Annotated in this window: 14 protein-coding genes; 1 reads left to right on the top strand and 13 read right to left on the bottom strand. The window is 35.7% G+C overall.

What is annotated here, in order from left to right; all coding sequences use genetic code 11:
* Window positions 1-91 precede the first annotated feature (91 nt).
* From ACIQ38_RS09230 to ACIQ38_RS09220, 3 genes are all read right to left on the bottom strand, one after another.
* Window positions 92-1,327, bottom strand: a complete 1,236-nt coding sequence (locus ACIQ38_RS09230) for an ATP-binding protein (protein WP_402821273.1) — start codon at window positions 1,325-1,327, stop codon at window positions 92-94.
* Between the two features lie 212 nt (window positions 1,328-1,539).
* Window positions 1,540-3,531, bottom strand: coding sequence for an ABC1 kinase family protein (locus ACIQ38_RS09225; RefSeq protein ID WP_402821270.1), 1,992 nt, complete (start codon window positions 3,529-3,531; stop codon window positions 1,540-1,542).
* Window positions 3,532-3,732: 201 nt separating this feature from the next.
* Window positions 3,733-4,212, bottom strand: coding sequence for a GNAT family N-acetyltransferase (locus tag ACIQ38_RS09220; RefSeq protein WP_402821267.1), 480 nt, complete (start codon window positions 4,210-4,212; stop codon window positions 3,733-3,735).
* A 188-nt stretch (window positions 4,213-4,400) separates the two neighbouring features.
* Here ACIQ38_RS09220 and ACIQ38_RS09215 point away from each other — a divergent pair, with 188 nt between their 5' ends.
* The gene (locus ACIQ38_RS09215) at window positions 4,401-5,771 is read left to right on the top strand and encodes a glycosyl hydrolase family 18 protein (protein ID WP_402821264.1); all 1,371 of its coding nucleotides are present in this window, start codon (window positions 4,401-4,403) and stop codon (window positions 5,769-5,771) included.
* A 56-nt stretch (window positions 5,772-5,827) separates the two neighbouring features.
* Here ACIQ38_RS09215 and ACIQ38_RS09210 read toward each other — a convergent pair whose 3' ends face one another.
* The 10 genes from ACIQ38_RS09210 to ACIQ38_RS09165 all read right to left on the bottom strand — a co-directional run bounded on the left by ACIQ38_RS09210 (window position 5,828) and on the right by ACIQ38_RS09165 (window position 16,855).
* Entirely contained in the window at window positions 5,828-6,607 is a 780-nt protein-coding gene (locus ACIQ38_RS09210; protein WP_402821261.1) for an IclR family transcriptional regulator, read from the bottom strand.
* 123 nt (window positions 6,608-6,730) lie between these two features.
* Window positions 6,731-7,525, bottom strand: a complete 795-nt coding sequence (locus tag ACIQ38_RS09205; protein WP_402821258.1) for an ABC transporter permease — start codon at window positions 7,523-7,525, stop codon at window positions 6,731-6,733.
* Entirely contained in the window at window positions 7,526-8,476 is a 951-nt protein-coding gene (locus ACIQ38_RS09200) for an ABC transporter permease (RefSeq protein ID WP_402821255.1), read from the bottom strand.
* A complete protein-coding gene (locus ACIQ38_RS09195) occupies window positions 8,440-9,540 on the bottom strand; it encodes an ABC transporter ATP-binding protein (protein ID WP_402821252.1) in 1,101 nt (366 codons plus the stop codon). The genes ACIQ38_RS09200 and ACIQ38_RS09195 overlap by 37 nt, the downstream gene beginning before the upstream one ends.
* The gene (locus ACIQ38_RS09190) at window positions 9,541-10,626 is read right to left on the bottom strand and encodes an ABC transporter substrate-binding protein (protein ID WP_402821249.1); all 1,086 of its coding nucleotides are present in this window, start codon (window positions 10,624-10,626) and stop codon (window positions 9,541-9,543) included. It abuts the gene before it with no gap.
* A 173-nt stretch (window positions 10,627-10,799) separates the two neighbouring features.
* Entirely contained in the window at window positions 10,800-12,059 is a 1,260-nt protein-coding gene (locus tag ACIQ38_RS09185; RefSeq protein WP_402821246.1) for a metal-dependent hydrolase family protein, read from the bottom strand.
* A 386-nt stretch (window positions 12,060-12,445) separates the two neighbouring features.
* Entirely contained in the window at window positions 12,446-13,570 is a 1,125-nt protein-coding gene (locus ACIQ38_RS09180; protein WP_402821243.1) for a saccharopine dehydrogenase NADP-binding domain-containing protein, read from the bottom strand.
* Window positions 13,571-13,888: 318 nt separating this feature from the next.
* Window positions 13,889-15,349, bottom strand: a complete 1,461-nt coding sequence (locus ACIQ38_RS09175) for a protein adenylyltransferase SelO (RefSeq protein WP_402821240.1) — start codon at window positions 15,347-15,349, stop codon at window positions 13,889-13,891.
* Between the two features lie 409 nt (window positions 15,350-15,758).
* On the bottom strand, window positions 15,759-16,289 hold the full coding sequence (locus tag ACIQ38_RS09170; protein ID WP_402821237.1) for a D-glycero-alpha-D-manno-heptose-1,7-bisphosphate 7-phosphatase: 531 nt from the start codon (window positions 16,287-16,289) through the stop codon (window positions 15,759-15,761).
* Between the two features lie 128 nt (window positions 16,290-16,417).
* Entirely contained in the window at window positions 16,418-16,855 is a 438-nt protein-coding gene (locus ACIQ38_RS09165) for an NUDIX hydrolase (protein WP_402821234.1), read from the bottom strand.
* Between the last annotated feature and the right edge of the window lie 74 nt (window positions 16,856-16,929).

Below are 16,929 nucleotides of genomic sequence, written 5' to 3'. Positions count from 1 at the left end.
GCACCTCATATAAAGGTGCATTTTGTTACTTATATAAATTCACGTTTTATGATAGGAAACGGAACTAGTTATGCATATGCGAACATCCTGTTCACGTAGGAATAGCAATTGTAAATGTCGTTCCCTCTCCTACTTTACTTTCGACATCGATATTGCCGTTTAACTTAACGATCGTTCCGTATACCATCAGCATACCAAGGCCAGTCCCTTCCTTCGTAAAGGAATAGTAGGGTTTTCCAAGGTGATGGAGCTCCTCCTTTATCATGCCGATTCCGTCATCCGTTATTCGAATGATGATATTCTTTCCTTCTTCACTTACGATAATAGAAAGAATACCTCCCTTTTCTTTCATAGAATTGATACCATAATTCAGCAGAAAGAGTAAACACTGCTTCATTTGATTTTGATCATACTCTTTTTTTAAAGAATTAGAAAAATAGAGTTGTACTTCGACATTATGAATATTAGCAAGTGGTAGCAATATATCTTTTACATTCTGGATTTCTTGCTTTAAATCCGAATAAATCATATGTTCTGATTGAGGCTTTGAAAAGGCCAAATAATCATTCAACACTTTTTCCGCTTGCCTTACTTCTTTTAAAGAGTAATCGATATACATCTGATCTTTGTCCGTGTTCGTTTTAGATACTGCTAATAATTGTAGAAACCCCTTCGTGGCTGTTAAGGGATTTCGTAATTCATGGGAAACACTTGCTGAAAGCTCTCCCATAACATGAAGCTGTTCCGCCCAAAGAATATATTCTCTCTTTTTTTTATTGGAAATCATTTTTTCTATCAAAATTAGATTTATCGCCATGACACTCGCTTGGATTGTCAATGCATAAAAAGCAAGCGTCCAAAATTCAGGCGTTAATTTCCCTAAAAAAAGATACAATGATAATAAGTAAATTATAACTACCATCACGGCACTATAAACACCCGTTATAACCCGCTTTTTTGAATGGTACTCATTAAAACGTCTGGACATGAGCGGCAGCAATATAAATATAGCCGTTGCTAAAAGGAATGACGGAAGCGTACCTTCCCCACCTATGATAAATCGCTGTACGTTTAATATGACAAAAAGCGGAAAAACACCTTTATATCCCCCGTATAACGCTACTATTGTAAATGGGATATATCGTAAATCATATATGACTCCAACTTCTATTATAAATGGATAATTCATGCATAGAATCATCGAGAGTGCGAAAAAAAACAAGAAAAATAATTTCTCATATCGCCTTTCGGTAATATCAAAAAAGACATTAATAAGCAAAATAGGCAAAACAATAAATAAAATATTGACTAAAAAACTTTCGATCATTTATTATCCTCCTAACCCCTCACAATGGAAATGCCGGAACTGGAAGATTCTTTTGCTTGTTACCTCGATGATACTAACTCTCGATGTAATCAATTACAAGTGATCTACATGATTTGTTCCCTTAATAATGAAAAAATTATATCATATATAATATTTTTAATAATGAGTGTTTTATCCCTATTTAACACTTCGTTCACTACCAATAATTCACATCACCCCCGCTTCATCAAGCGTATTGCTTGGATCGATAAACGAACGAGTAATACCGCACACAAAAATAACCCAACATATGCTGCAGAATTCAAATACACACCATATGGTTCTTCGATAAATTGACCGATAGCGAGAAGCGCAACGGAAATAGACCCAAAAGTAATACCTGCAAGTAACAGCACAAAACGAGAAAATAATTGCGTTACAAACAATGCATTATGCTTATCAGAAAATACATCGTGATGCAAAATAATTTTTCCGCTTTCTACACGTTGAATTAGTTTATCGACTCGTCTAGGAATTTTACGTAGTGCGGGTAACATTAGGGCAAACTCTTCTTCCAATCGTTCTTTTGTTGCAATTGGCTCTTTGAACGGTTTTTTTAGCATATTTGTAATATAATGCTTCGAAAATTCTTTTGCTTCTGTGAACAAATCAAAATCCGCTTTGATTAAATGTAATGTCCCATCAAGCGTAATAAGCGAGCGCAGAGCAAGCCCAACCGATGGATAAAAAGATAAACCAAATTCTCGAACAACTGCAAAGAAAGAATGAATGAGTTCCTCTGTAGGTATACGTTTAACATATGAAATTCGAAGCAAAATTTGAGCCATCGCTTGTTCCATTTTTAAACGGTCAATATGGTCATGCCCTTCTACAAGTAAAGTCATTGCATCATATAAAATATTCGCATCGTTTTGTTGAATTCCCATAAGGAATAATTTAATTCCTTCTTGTTGCGGCTCTGCTAATCGCCCTACAGCACCAAAGTCTAACAAAATGGGACTTCCATCTCGTTCATCGATAAAGATATTCCCTGGATGCGGATCCGCATGGAAAATTCCTGAAAATAACATTTGCTCAAAAAAAGAAAACAATACAGTGCGAGCGAAATCTTCTCTGTCTACATGTAAAGCTTCAAATATTTTCTCCCTACTAGCAATACTTTGTCCGCACACAAATTGCGAAACAATTAATTGGTTATTACTATACTCTGTATAAACATAAGGAATTTTTATTTTATAGGAGCTTTTTTTCAGTGTAGTTGCTATTTGCATCGTATTGCGCATTTCAATATCAAAATTTACTTCTTCTCGTAAGCTTGCTGCAAAGCCAGTAGCCAGTTCTCGAAACCCTAAACTTTCTGCCCATTTCGATCGATCCGAAACCCATTGTGCAAACTGGACTAATATCGTTAAATCATCGCGCATCATCTCTTTTACATCTGGACGCAATAATTTAACGGCCACTTCTTCATTATTAATTTTTAATACTGCTTTATGTACTTGCCCTATCGATGCAGCAGCAATTGGTGTCATATCAAATGTAGAAAACACATCTTCCATTTTGTACGGCAACGCTTTTTCTAAAATACGTATTACTTGCTCTTCTGAAAGAGGTTTAACATTTTGCTGAAGTTTTCCTAACTCTTGGACAAAAGTTGTTGGAAACAAATCATTTCGGGTAGACAATACTTGACCGAATTTGATAAAAATACCACCCGATTCTTCTAATGTATCTCGAAAAGCAATCGCTAATTCATGGTCATTCTCACGATGACGTGCATATTTTAGCGTACGCGAAATCCCGTTTTTCATCGCAATTTGCATCACTTGTGCTAATCTTTTTTGGCTTCTCCAGTGATTCCTTAATCGTAAAAAAGAAGAACTATGTCTCGTTAACCGTTCTCCTTTTTCTCCAATTGCAAGTGGGTCAAATAACTCGAAAAACAGATACAGCAACATCGAAATCAGTAGCATACTTCCAATCCAAATGAGCGTCCTAATATCCATTAAAACATACACATCATCCAAATACGCAGTGTAACGTAAATAGGAATACCAATATACAAATGAAGTAAAAGCAACACTCATGAGAACCGACATAATGCGTTTCATAAAGTTTATTTGTGAACCCATCAATCGCCCACTAACATAATAAATAAACAATGCAATGAGGAATACTTGAACAATCATTTTTACATATACCATAGCTCTCACATCCTTCCCATTTCATTTACCCATATTCTCTATTGGTGAATCTAGTGTTTAAATATATTATAGCCAAATATCAAAAATACCTATCACATCTCAATGAGTAAACAGGTATTGCTATATAATTATTCCTTCATAGCTCTTGACTTTATCCTTTGACTAATGGACGAATGATTCCGTTTTTATGTTATTTACTACTTAATTTAAAATCTTTGTCATTAAAGTAAACACCATTGGATGTCCGTAAAAATCGCCCTTATTTTCTTTAATTACTTTAAATCCAACTCTTTCATAAAAAGTGAGATTTGGATTCCCTTTATATACAGTTAATGATATAGAGGATGGGTCTTCGAATCGAGAAAGTCCAGCATGCAAAAGTTGTTTTCCGACATTTTTCCCCTGATGATCAGGATGAACATACAAGGATTCTAGAAACACTTCTTTACCTAAGTTATCACCTGAGAAAAAAGCATAACCAATAATTTCTTTTTTATTTTCTGCAACTAATGTAAGAGAGGATTTAAATCTATTTTCCATCGCCTCTAAAGAATATGCTCCCCTTACAACCTTTACTTGAATATCTTCGGGAATAAACGTACTATATGTATCCTTCCAAGTTTGAACCGCAATAGCTCTTACACTTTCTATGTCTGCCATGATCATCTCTCTAATTAGCATACTTCCTCCTCCTTCTATAAACTTCAAGTATACTTATATTATCATATATCAAAAAATTCTGTTATTTATATTTAAGTTGACACTCTCACTGGTTGCCCTACCACAAAGTACCTGTATCTATTCACTTTAATCTATAGTAATCTATGATAGTTCTATACTACTTTTAAACTAAAGGTGAATGAGATTAAATGAAAAAAACACTTCATAGTATGATAATATTCATTTTATTATTAAGTTTTATCCCAATAAAGGGCGAAGCAGCAGGCAATTCACTTATAGTGGGGACTGTTCAAATAAATAATGTTAAAGTGTTAACTTTACCTAAACAAGATTCAACCGTAATCACAACTTTAAAAAAAGGAGAAGAATTTCCTATCCTGTCCATTGTATCCGGAGATTTATCTCCTTCTAAGATTCATCCTGTCATTGCTGGAGATACTTTATGGAAAATTTCCCAAAAGTACGGTGTGGCCATTCAAGATTTGATAAAGCTAAACCAATTAAGTTCGTCAACCATTCTTGTTGGACAAAAATTATATGTTCCCGATTATTACATACAAATTCAGTTGCTAGGCGGGAAAACAGGATGGGTGCAGCAATCAGCTTTCCAACTAAATAATCAAGAACCAATTGTTATGGGGTGGAAGTATAACGGTGGAACAAAAAATTATGCTGAGCAGCTAAACCATTCCAATCTAAACGTCGTTTCGCCCCGTTGGTATACTTTAAGTAAATCTGGCAATTTCGTTTCCATCTCAGCTGATACTAAATATTTGAAGGATGCGCATACTAAAGGCAAAAAAGTGTGGCCTTTATTTGGGAATAAATTCGATCCAGTTTTGACAGATTTAGTATTAAATAATTCTAAAAACCGTCAGAAATTAGTCGCAACTCTTAAGAATTCTTTAATAGAAACGAAAAGTGATGGGATTAATGTGGACTTTGAAAATATCGATCCGAAAAATAAACAAGATTTTGTTCTCTTCATATCTGAACTTAAAACAGCTCTACAGCCACATAATATTAAAGTCTCTGTAGACGTTACACGCGAAAACTCTGATCCGTTTTGGTCAGGTAGCTTAGACCGTAAAAAGCTAGGGGAAGTTGCTGACTATATTGTAATGATGGGCTACGAAGAACATTGGGGAACTAGTCCAATCGCAGGTTCCGTTGCTTCTCTTCCTTGGACTATAGAAGGTGTAGAATTATTAATGAATGATGTACCATCTCATAAAATTATTCTAGGAGTACCATTTTATACACGAGAATGGATAACCAATTTAACAACGAAAAAAGTAATAGGAATCGACCGTACTATGGCAGAGGTCGAGAAAATAATTTCCTCCAAAAAACTAAAAAAGATGTGGGATACTAATACGCAACAAAACTATGTAGAGTACACGTCAAACGGAGAGGAACACCAAATATGGTTGGAAGATAAACAATCCATCCAGCTTCGCATCAACTTAGTTAAACAATATCAATTAGGCGGTGCAGCAGCTTGGTATGTTGGTTCTGAAACACCTGATATTTGGGATGTATACCATTTAAATAAGTAAAATTTGTTGTCCCTGTGCACCAAACAATTCTGACTCGTTTGGTGCACAGGGACATTTTAAGATAAAGAATACCCTATTTTTCGTGAAATAGATAATGCGGTTTTTCTAATAAGTTGTTCCGTTTCTTTAATATTTTCAAGTGCAATCGATGTTTTTACTCCCGCTACAGAAATTGCAGCTACTGTTTCTCCTCTGTGATTAACTATTGGACAAATTATACTATAGGCTCCTTCTGTTGGATCATCTACTCCGATACATATTCCTGCATTTTTTACCTCACTGATTTTCTTTAAAAATAGTTCCGGATCAATAATAGACTGTGGAGAATATTTTTTCAAAGGATGCTTTTCCATAATTGAAAGTATTTCTTTCGTATCCATTCTTGATAAAAATATTTTACCAAAGTTACCGTAAGTTAGTGGAAAAGTCATTCCAGATTGGGAAAACAATCGATATAAATTTGTGCCATCTATATTTTCCAAAATAACAATCTTATCTTCTTCTTGAATGGCCAATTGAATCGTTTCACCGGTTTCATCTCTTAGCTGCTCCATTAACGGATAAGCAATTTTTCTTAATTCATTTGTTTCTTTTAGTCCTTTGCCTAATTCAAGAATCATGAGCCCTAACGAATATTTCATTGTATTTAAATCTTGTTTAATCAATCCTCGATTTTCAAATGTCTGTAGTATTCTGTGTAATGTACTTTTAGAAACATCTAACTCTTGTCCTAATTCCCTAATACTCTTACTATTTTCACTGTCTAATGCTAACAAAACATCTATTGCACTATCTAAAGTTGTTAATCGTTGTGTTTTATTGTTACTAGTATCCATCAATTTAAGTCCTCCAGTTTGCTAAATTATTGCGATTTCTTCGTTTATTTTATAACTTTCCAAGGAACTTCGGATTAACCATGCTCCCTTAGTTATTCTGGATTTTAATATATTATCCAGTTCCTAACTTGGTCCCCCAAAAAGACGTCCAACACCATGAATTCGATCTAATAATAAAATAAGCAGAACTGAAATTAATATTACAACACTAGATGCGCTTGCAACTAATGGATCAAAGGAATCCTGCATATGAGAGAAAATCTCTATAGGTAGTGTTCGCATGTCTGATGAAATCATAAATAAAGAAACTGTTACATTATCAAATGAAGTTAAAAAAGCAAACAACCCACCTGAGAAAATCGCTGGTCTAATTAGGGGGACCGTTACTTTCCAAAAAACCTGGAAAGGATTAGCACCAAGAATCATTGCAGCTCGCTCCAAGGTATAATCGAATCCGCTTAAGCCTGTTAAGACATACCGCATCACGAAAGGGACACTGATAATTACATGAGCGATTAGTAATCCAATTGGAGTTCCCGCCAACATCATTGGAGTAAAAAATATAAGCAAAGCAACTCCGAGAACTAATTGAGGAACGGTTAATGGGGACATCAAAAAGGAAACTAAATATGATTTCCCTGGTAAATCATATTTAGCCAAAGCCAATCCACTTATTGTTCCGAGAACAACGGAAATTATCGCAGTTAAAATCGCAAACTGAACACTATAAGAAAAAGAACTGATAAATTCTGGTCTATCTAACAACTTCATATACCATTGAAACGAAAATCCTTTCGGTGGAAAACTTGGATAATCTGCACTTGTAAATGATGCTGGAATCGTAACAACGATTGGAATTATGATAAAGAAAATAGTTAAACCGGAAATCAACAGTCTTAAATTAGCTAAAGTTTTCAATTAACGGAACACCTCCTTGAACTTCCCTATCTCGAAGATTCTTGTCGTTAAGCTAACAATAATCATTGTAACACCTAGCAGAACATAGGAAATAGCTGAACCGTATGTCCATCTTAATAAGTTAAGAATTTGATCGTAAGCTACCACCGGAAGCATGGGAACATTGGCTCCGCCCATTAGTACAGGGGTTACGTATGAGCTCATAGATAAACTAAATACAAGTACACTACCAGATACTATCCCAGGTAAGCTTAATGGCAAAGTTATTAATAAAAAGGAACGAAGGGGGCTTGCTCCTAATATGGAACTTGCTTTGACGAGCGAAGGATCAATATTGTATAAACTAGTTGCTATTGCTAATATCATATATGGAAGATAAGCATTAGATAAACCAATAATTACCCCTAGCTCTGAAAATAATATTTTAATTGGTGAATCTACCAAACCTACTGCCATTAGCAAATTGTTCACTACTCCGTTAGGGGATAATAATAAATACCAACCAAAGTTTCGAACAACAATACTAACTAAGAGCGGAGAAGCAATTAATAATATTAAATATCCTCTCATACGTTGGGAACACTTTAATAAAGTAAGAGCTACCGGATAACCAAGTAAAAGAGTTACCAGTACTGTATAAATGCTTATTTTGATAGTTAGCCATAAAGATTTAAGAAAATAAGAATCGGAAAAAAACTGCACATAGTTTTGGAGACTAAAAACTGCATTCTCAGTATCAAGTCCATCCGTTTCTATTAAACTTAGGTACAATATATATAGCATCGGTACTAAGAAAAAACCACAGATTATTAATAATAGAGGAAATAAAAGAAGATACGCTGGGACATAGCGTTTCCATCTAGAGCGCTTCTTTTTAGGTAAAACTTTCATCGGTATTTTCGTTTTAATTTCATCTAAATGTGGTTGAGTTTCAAATCGTTTGATTTCCATGCAATTCTCACCTCATGTCCTATTATCCAATCTGATTTAATCGTAGGGCAAAATAGCTGTATTACTTTACCATTCCAATCAACTTCAATCTCCCAACAGTTCCCAAGAAAGTTCACTTGACTAATTCTGGCATTTAAACTATTTACTACTTGTTCATCCTTATGAGAAGCTATAAAAATCTTCTCTGGTCGGATATAAATCACTACATTATCTCCAATTTGACAAGTACTTTCTTTCTTCATTACGTTCTCTGCATTCACATATATCAATGACCCATCTTCTAACTCTACACTTATAGTGTGAACGTCCATTGAAATAATTTGCCCATTAAAACGATTAGACTTCCCAATAAATTGAAAGACAAACTCTGTTTGTGGTTTCTCATAAATTTCCGTTGGTGTCCCTATTTGTTCAATTTTCCCTTCGTTCATGACTACGATTCGATCTGACATAGAAAGTGCTTCTTCCTGATCATGTGTTACAAAAATAGTAGTTATCCCGACTTCTTTTTGTAGTCGTTTAATTTCTGCCCTAAGCTCCAGTTTCAGTTTGGCATCTAAGTTACTCAAGGGCTCATCTAATAGCAATAATTGTGGCTTTGCTACTAAAGCTCGAGCAATTGCTACACGTTGTCTCTGTCCACCTGATAACTCCCTTGGATAACGATCTTCTAAACCTGTTAATCTTACTAACTCCAACATCTTCTTAATGTCATTATTTTTTTCTTTTTTATCCATTTTCCTTATATTAAGACCAAATTCTAAATTCTCATAAATAGTTAAATGAGGAAATAGCGAGTATGTTTGAAACACCATACCTAAATCACGCTTATAAGGTGGGATACTATTCATTTTCCTACCTTTAATATAAACTTCTCCTTCATCCACCTCGATAAATCCTGCAATTACATTTAAAGTTGTTGTTTTTCCACATCCAGAAGGTCCGAGCAAGGTGATCAATTCACCTTGCTCGATATCTAAATCAATGCCCTTAAGAATTTGATTAGAACCATAAGATTTACTAACCCCGCGTATTTCTACATCTTTTGTCAAAGTCTTTTGCATTTAGTTCCCCACTTTCTTCCCTAGATCTGGAGTCACTTCTTTCATAAATCTATCTGCCCACATACCTCGAATTTCAGCAAGCTTCGGAACGTCTTGTCGATATAAATTATCACTCTCCTTTACGCCGATAATCGATTCATACTTATCAGAAGTTTCTACTCCTTCTATTACTGGATAAAATCCCCCCTCTGAAAAGTGCTCTTGCATCTCAGGGCTGATCAATAGGTCGACGAACTCCTCTGCCGCTTTTTTATTGCTTGAATTTTTTACAATAGTTGCGCTATTAGCTAATAATGGCGAACCCTCTTTTGGTACGACCATTTGTAAAGGGATTCCGGAATCAGCAACTTGAGCAATATTATAACTCCCCATAACAGTCACAATAGCAGCTTCTTGTTGTAGGGCAGGTATCATTTGGGTTGAATTTTTGTAGAAAGTGGTAGAATATGCAGCCATCTCTTTCGCTTTTGTTAGTCCTGGCTCCATATTATCCAAGCTTCCCCCATTGGCAAATGCTAGATTATAGAGAATCGTATAAGTAAAATCACTTGAAATATCTGAGAAGGCTGTTCTTCCCTTGTATTCAGGTCGTATCAAGTCATTCCATGAAGCTATTGGTGCTATACCTTCTTTTTCGAATATATCTTTGTTATACGCTGGCGCAATTGTGTACCCAAAAATCGGTACACTTACGTCATCTACAGCGACAAATCGTTCATCTATTTTAGCTAAATTGGGAATTTGTTTTGTACTTAATAATTCGATTAACTCTTTACTTTCAGCTCTTTGAACATCTGTTGGGGATAACATGGCGATATCAATTTGAGGCGCATTTTTCTGAAGTTCAACTTTTGACAAAATTTCACTAGAAAGACCAGCTATAAAATTCACCTTAATTCCTGTCTTTTCTGTAAATTTTGGGGCAACTTCATCTCGAATCATTTTCTCTATCAAGCCGCCAGCACCCGCAATTGTAATTTCCTTTATAGTACCTGATGATGTTGATTTAACTTCTTGTTTAGGACTTGCCACACAACCTGTAAGCGCTATCATTCCGACAATCAAAATAATTATCAACTTTTTCATAAACTATCCCCCTAAAATAATATATTTGCTAACTCCCAAATAATTAGAATTTCAGTTTTTATAAAGTCATTTCGTTAACTTAAACTAGACGAGGTTATGCATACGGTACGTTAGTTAAATAGGAGATTAGAAAAGCTTGTTCTTTTTCTAAAACACAGATAAAGTATTTTATATCAAGTAGTTATTTCTATCAAATCGTTTTGTCCTAATTTTAATATTGAAAGATCATTTTCTATTTCGCAACCAACACCATATCTTTTTTCAACTCTTCCCTCTTTCACAACAGTATCCACATTACGCAGAGCGCTGATATTAACAAAAGGATCGTTTTTTACCCCAATAAAATCTGCAATTTTACCCGGTTCTATAGTGCCGAGTTCACTTTCCACGCCACATGCTTTCGCAGCATTGGATGTTGCGGATAATAAAGCTTCAAATGTTGTTAATCCGGCGTGAACCATTAGCTCCAATTCATAAACCACAGCACCATGCGGTTTGTTCGGTCCGCCACAATCTGTACCTGCTGCAATAGGGATGCCATATTCCTTTACATAATTAATGACATTGTAACTTCCCGAAAGTACCGCTTTTGATTTTCTTATATGATAGTCTGGATACCCCTTCTCGCTACCGAAATTAGCTGATAAATAAAACGGTGCCATCGTTGGAACAACAAATACTTGTTTCTCAGCCATTAACTTTGCCACTTCAGTATTCATTAAGTTTCCATGCTCAATTGTATCTACTCCTGCTTCCAAAGCATTCATAATTCCCTCAAGTCCCTCAGCATGTGCTGCAACCTTTCGTCCAGCCCTATGTGCTTCCTCCACCACGACTGAAATTTCTTCAACCGTCATCTGGGGTTGACCAGGTAATTCAGTTTTACCATAAATTCCTCCCGATGCCATGACCTTGATTAAATCGACACCCATCTTAAGCATTGTACGTACACCTTTACGGGCCTCGTGAGGACCATCGACTTCTACTCCAAATTGATGTACATGTCCTCCTGTCATAATAATCGGATTTCCTGCCGCAATTACTCTTGAACCTCTAATGATTTTTTCAGCAACCGCATCACGAACCGCAAGCACTGCTTTGTAATCGCCACCGACATCCCGTACAGTCGTAATTCCATGAAGAAGGGTTAATCTTGCATGTTCCGCCGCACGTACTGCCGTTTTTTCATTTGATTCATTCATCATAACGAAATTTGGATCGGTGCAACCGTTCCAAACTAAATGAACATGACAATCAAAAAGACCTGGAATTACATAGAGATCTCCTAAGTCTTCTAAAATATAATCGCTTGGAATATCGTTTATCCCAATTATACTTTGAATCCTATTATTTTCTACGAGAATCGCCACATTTTGCTTGTAACCATTGTTAATACCGTCGAACAATTTTCTTGTTAGATATGCAATTTTCATTATGTTCACCCCTCATGATTTCTTTAGTATGAAGCTATCAAATAAAAGATAAAAAAGACTATTTTCATTACAATTTTGTCTATACAAATCAAATCCATAATTCGATTTCTCTATAAAATAAAGTCAGTAATTATTCTATTCACGATAAAGAAAAGTTTTCATAAAGACGGGCTTCAGTATCCTCAGGCAAGACGATGATTTCACGAAGGCGTTGCCACCCAAGGTGGCATTCTTAGCCTTCGCATATTTTTTCACTCTTAAAGAATTCTCAACTCATGTTATTCCCGATAAACTCATCTTCTTCCGCTATCAACATAAAAAATGTTCGCTTTTCATAACTAAAATTCTATTTACTAAATTATTCAATACTATTAATAAATTTATTATTAAACATATTGTTTAGTAGACTTTGCTGCAAACTCTCTATATTTCGCCATCAGTTCAAACGCTACTTCTAAACTATCTTCGGCTTTAAATGATTTATGATCAAAATTTAGCATGCCTTTTAATATTTGATGTGAATAATCAGCGTATACGACAGTTCCGTCATCTTCTATGCGCTCAATCCCATCTATTTTATTGCTATCTTCATTGATTTTAATTGCCTCTTCTACTGTTATACCTTCAGGTAATGCTAATTCCGCTCCATTTTTACTAAGTAAAATTGGATATCCACCAGGTAAACCATTTGGTGCAGGAGAATGTGTAAAAATAGGTAATGGATTTAATAATGCATACATGTTTTTGATGGTAGAGTTTGCCGATACGGTTGTAAACTCTGTATCAGGTGGGTATAGCTTAATAGCATCCCATAATAATTCATCAGTATTAAATTGTTTTGTTACATCTTTATCATTAACAAGAATTTTAATGTAATATGGGCCTTTTTTATAGCCAGCTTCACGAGGATATACCCACCACACATGATGAGCCACAAGATACACTTTTACGATATCCACGGGTACATTTAGTTCTCTAGAAATTGCAATTCGCACAGCTGGTTCAATAAGTTCAACATTTCCAATACCAATTGTAGGGGCAAGTCCTGCTTTCGCCAATACTGGATTTGTTATGCATGATAAGGAGGTATTAATCACATTAGTTTGAACACCTGATTTCTTTATGGCTAACATTAGTTTATAAGAAAGCCCTAGTTGACAAGGAAGCCAGGCACCTAAACTTGCTGAACTTAACTTCGCATATAAATCTTCAGGCAATTGTCTAATTACATGCCATGTTTGTAGAACAGCACAGTTAATCACTACATCTGGCTTTTCTTCACTTATTAGTAATGCAGTACCGTCAACATCTGTTAAATCTACTTTTTTAAAAGTAACTTTTGGATACAGTTTGAAAATAGCTGCACCAATTACAGCGTTATTTACTCTTTTTTGTGAAACTTCTTCATTTACATCACAAACAATAAGTTCTGGGCATTTAGGATCTCTTACTAGAAATTCTAAAATATGAGTACCTACTTCCCCTAATCCAAATAGCATTACTTTGCTCATTTTAATTCCTCCTCATGCTTTACTTTACAGGGACACTGTCCCAATAACGTAATTATATCACCACACGGCGAAGTGTCAATAATAATCTGAATATTTTATTTATTATTTTTGAAAATAAACTCATAATTCGGCGAAAGAATAAAATGAAGCTAGTTAACACCTTCCTCAATAAATGAAAAACCTTGAAAATTTTACGACTCGTAAAATTTTCAAGGTTTTGATTTTAGGAATAGAAAAAGACTTATTCTCCTAAACATTAGTGTGTTTCTGTTTAAAAAATATAACTTAAATTAATTAATTTAGAACCAAATTATCTTGTTATGTTCCACAAAAGGTTTGATACTTACCGTCAGACTGAGCAGGCAAAGTAGCGTAGGCAATTTGTTCCTGTGAATGCGCAAAGGGATTTGAAAGAACTTCAAGCAGCTGCTCCATTACTGAAAAATCTCCTTGCTCAGCAGCCCCTAAAGCTTCTTCTACACGATGATTCCGAGGTATTACCGCTGGATTATTGTCTTTCATCAATTGCTGAACGGAAGTTTTGGATTCCTCTTGTCTACTTAATCTTGCTTGCCATTCTTCGAACCACTCGGCAAATTCGTTCGAACCGAACAGCTTTGTATCTCCTTGCTTATCAAAAGTTAGTGCTAAGAAAGTATTGGTATAGTCCACACGATATTTATGCATCATACCGAGTAGCTTTTCAATAAGTGCCTCATCATCCGGCTCTTCATTGAATAGCCCCAGTTTTCCTCGCATACCAGATAACCAATTAGCGTAATACAATTCAGGAAAAGCTTGAAGTGCTTTTTCAGCCAGTTTGTATCCTTCCTCCAAATTCTCATGAAGTAATGGCAATAAAGATTCAGCAAGGCGCGCTAAATTCCAACCGCCAATATTGGGCTGGTTGCCATATGCATAGCGCGATTGCGTATCAATGGAACTAAATACCGTTTTTAGATTATACACATCCATAAAGGCACAAGGTCCATAATCAATCGTCTCTCCACTAATACTCATGTTATCCGTATTCATCACCCCGTGAATAAACCCAACAAGTTGCCATTTTGCAATCAGCCCTGCTTGTCGCTTGATCACTTCCTGAAGGAGAGTAAGATAGCGATTCGAGTTCGCATCCGCTTCTGGGAAATGGCGCTCCAATGTATAATCAGCTAGCGCACGCAGATCCTCTTTCGTTCCCCATCTAGCGGCATACTGAAAAGTACCAACACGTATATGACTTGCAGCTACGCGCGTTAGAATTGCACCAGGCAAAGCTGTTTCCCGGATTACTGGTTCTCCAGTCGACACTACCGCCAAGCTGCGGGTAGTAGGAATACCAAGTCCATACATTGCTTCGCTTATGATGTACTCTCTTAACATCGGACCGAGAGCAGCTCGTCCATCTCCCCCGCGCGAGTATAGCGTTCTTCCTGCTCCTTTTAGCTGAATATCAAATCGCTCATTAGTAGGCGTAATCTGCTCGCCAAGAAGTACAGCTCGTCCATCTCCTAACATATTGAAATGACCGAACTGATGTCCCGCATAGGCTTGAGCAAGTGGTTCAGCACCTTTTGGAACTTGGTTACCCGCAAGTTCTGCTATACCTTCTTCACTTTGTAACGACCGTTCGTCCAGTCCCAATGCTTTCGCTAGTTGTTCATTTATTATCGTTAACTTAGGAGCGCGTACGGCGTTCAAGACGTGTTTTGTGAAAAAAATTTCCGGCAGGCGAGCATAACTATTATCGAAATTCCATCCCGTTTTTTTATTTGTCATTTTGTCTCCTTATCTTTTGCTAATAATTTTTAATATCTTGTTAAACAAAAGTTTGTTTAAATTTATTATAACCTTTGAAAAGTATAAACATCCTTTTTAAGATTCGCTATTACCTAAGAAAAAAAAGAATATTTATGTGGCACAACAAAAGAGATCTAGAATAAGGATTTATAGGGGGTTAGCACGTTTTTCCATTACTTCATTCAAATTAGTGAAGGAAAGAAGGTGAGGCTTTAATTGGGATGATTATTTTTTAAAGCTAATTATCTATAATTGTTTCTTTGTCAGATACTTTTTCAAGAAAAAAGTAAACCGCTCATAGCCTTATAGCTAGCGGTTTACTTCCCGTGTGCTGATTGCTATTGAAGAAATCTATTTTAGACTCATCACATTACGAATTTAAGATTCTTTACCGAGCTCCGGCGTCCTTAATTATCCAGTCTGCTGCACATAAAAGATCAGGAAATACCGCATCTGCAAGCGGGTCACTCTTTCCTAGAAATACTCCCTTCGTACCTGCCTTTTTCCCTGCAATAATATCTGTATCGGTATCACCGACCATGTAAGAATGGGCTAAATCTATATTATATTTTTGACCAAGATCTACGATTAATTTACTGTTCGGCTTGCGGCAAGCGCAACCTGCTTTAGGTTTATGGGGACAATACACCGCTTCATGGATAATTGCGCCTTCTTTCTTAAGTTCTGCAATCATATGGTCATGAATTTTAATGAGTTGCGACTCCTTCATGAATCCAAGTCCCACACCGCCTTGATTCGTTACTACAAAAATATAATCAAAAACAGCATTCAATTTCTTAATTGCTTCTGGCACACCAGGTAAAAAATATAGCTCTTGCGGCTTGTTCACAAATTTAACTCGGTTTGTTAGCACTTCGTTGATTACTCCATCTCGATCCAAAAATACCGCCTTGTTCATTTAATTCCACCTTTTCTATTGAGCAATACTTTTGTCCTTATGATTCCCTGAAGAAACAAGTATAATACAACTGAATATATTCCTTTAAATTCTCTATTTCCAGCAATTATTATAATATGTAACTCCTTTCATCCTTTCTTTTCAATTTCTCTTAGCATATATGGGACTGTATTTATGTCAGATAGCAAACCTTCAAACCCACTCGTAATATGTATATATTTTTCTGCCTGTGTTACATCCATCCAAGTCACTTCTTCAATTTCTTCTGGTAATGATATGTTTATTTCTCCACCAACTATTTTTCCGACAAAAGTAAAGAAAATAGCGTGGTGTCCCCTTTCTTCAAAAAATGCTTCACCTACCGAGAAAATGCCACCGACTTCAACATCTAATCCTGTTTCTTCTTTCATTTCACGCACAGCAGCTGCCTTAAGTGTTTCTCCTTTTTCCACTGCTCCACCTGGAAGTGTGTAATAGGAAGTGTCTGTACCCTTGTTTTTTACCAATAATACTTTCTGTTCAATCTCATCAAAAAGCACGACATATGCAACATCTACTCTTTTCATTTATAATTCCTCCTCTGCAATATCAAAAAAATCCAACTTAACAATTTAAGATTGTCGTAAGAAACAGAATTACT

Origin of the sequence: Psychrobacillus sp. NPDC096389 (assembly GCF_044762855.1) — a bacterium.
Lineage (GTDB): Bacteria > Bacillota > Bacilli > Bacillales_A > Planococcaceae > Psychrobacillus.
Note: the sequence above shows the minus strand (reverse complement) of the source record. Positions and strands in the feature narration are given on the sequence as shown.

Excerpts from the sequence above, each read along its gene's own strand:
- ACIQ38_RS09175 (WP_402821240.1), bottom strand. The coding sequence starts at position 15,349 with ATGACAAATAAAAAAACGGGATGGAATTTCGATAATAGTTATGCTCGC.
- ACIQ38_RS09170 (WP_402821237.1), bottom strand. The coding sequence starts at position 16,289 with ATGAACAAGGCGGTATTTTTGGATCGAGATGGAGTAATCAACGAAGTG.
- ACIQ38_RS09180 (WP_402821243.1), bottom strand. The coding sequence starts at position 13,570 with ATGAGCAAAGTAATGCTATTTGGATTAGGGGAAGTAGGTACTCATATT.
- ACIQ38_RS09230 (WP_402821273.1), bottom strand. The coding sequence starts at position 1,327 with ATGATCGAAAGTTTTTTAGTCAATATTTTATTTATTGTTTTGCCTATT.
- ACIQ38_RS09225 (WP_402821270.1), bottom strand. The coding sequence starts at position 3,531 with ATGGTATATGTAAAAATGATTGTTCAAGTATTCCTCATTGCATTGTTT.
- ACIQ38_RS09165 (WP_402821234.1), bottom strand. The coding sequence starts at position 16,855 with ATGAAAAGAGTAGATGTTGCATATGTCGTGCTTTTTGATGAGATTGAA.
- ACIQ38_RS09215 (WP_402821264.1), top strand. The coding sequence starts at position 4,401 with ATGAAAAAAACACTTCATAGTATGATAATATTCATTTTATTATTAAGT.
- ACIQ38_RS09195 (WP_402821252.1), bottom strand. The coding sequence starts at position 9,540 with ATGCAAAAGACTTTGACAAAAGATGTAGAAATACGCGGGGTTAGTAAA.
- ACIQ38_RS09200 (WP_402821255.1), bottom strand. The coding sequence starts at position 8,476 with ATGGAAATCAAACGATTTGAAACTCAACCACATTTAGATGAAATTAAA.
- ACIQ38_RS09190 (WP_402821249.1), bottom strand. The coding sequence starts at position 10,626 with ATGAAAAAGTTGATAATTATTTTGATTGTCGGAATGATAGCGCTTACA.
- ACIQ38_RS09185 (WP_402821246.1), bottom strand. The coding sequence starts at position 12,059 with ATGAAAATTGCATATCTAACAAGAAAATTGTTCGACGGTATTAACAAT.
- ACIQ38_RS09210 (WP_402821261.1), bottom strand. The coding sequence starts at position 6,607 with ATGGATACTAGTAACAATAAAACACAACGATTAACAACTTTAGATAGT.
- ACIQ38_RS09220 (WP_402821267.1), bottom strand. The coding sequence starts at position 4,212 with ATGCTAATTAGAGAGATGATCATGGCAGACATAGAAAGTGTAAGAGCT.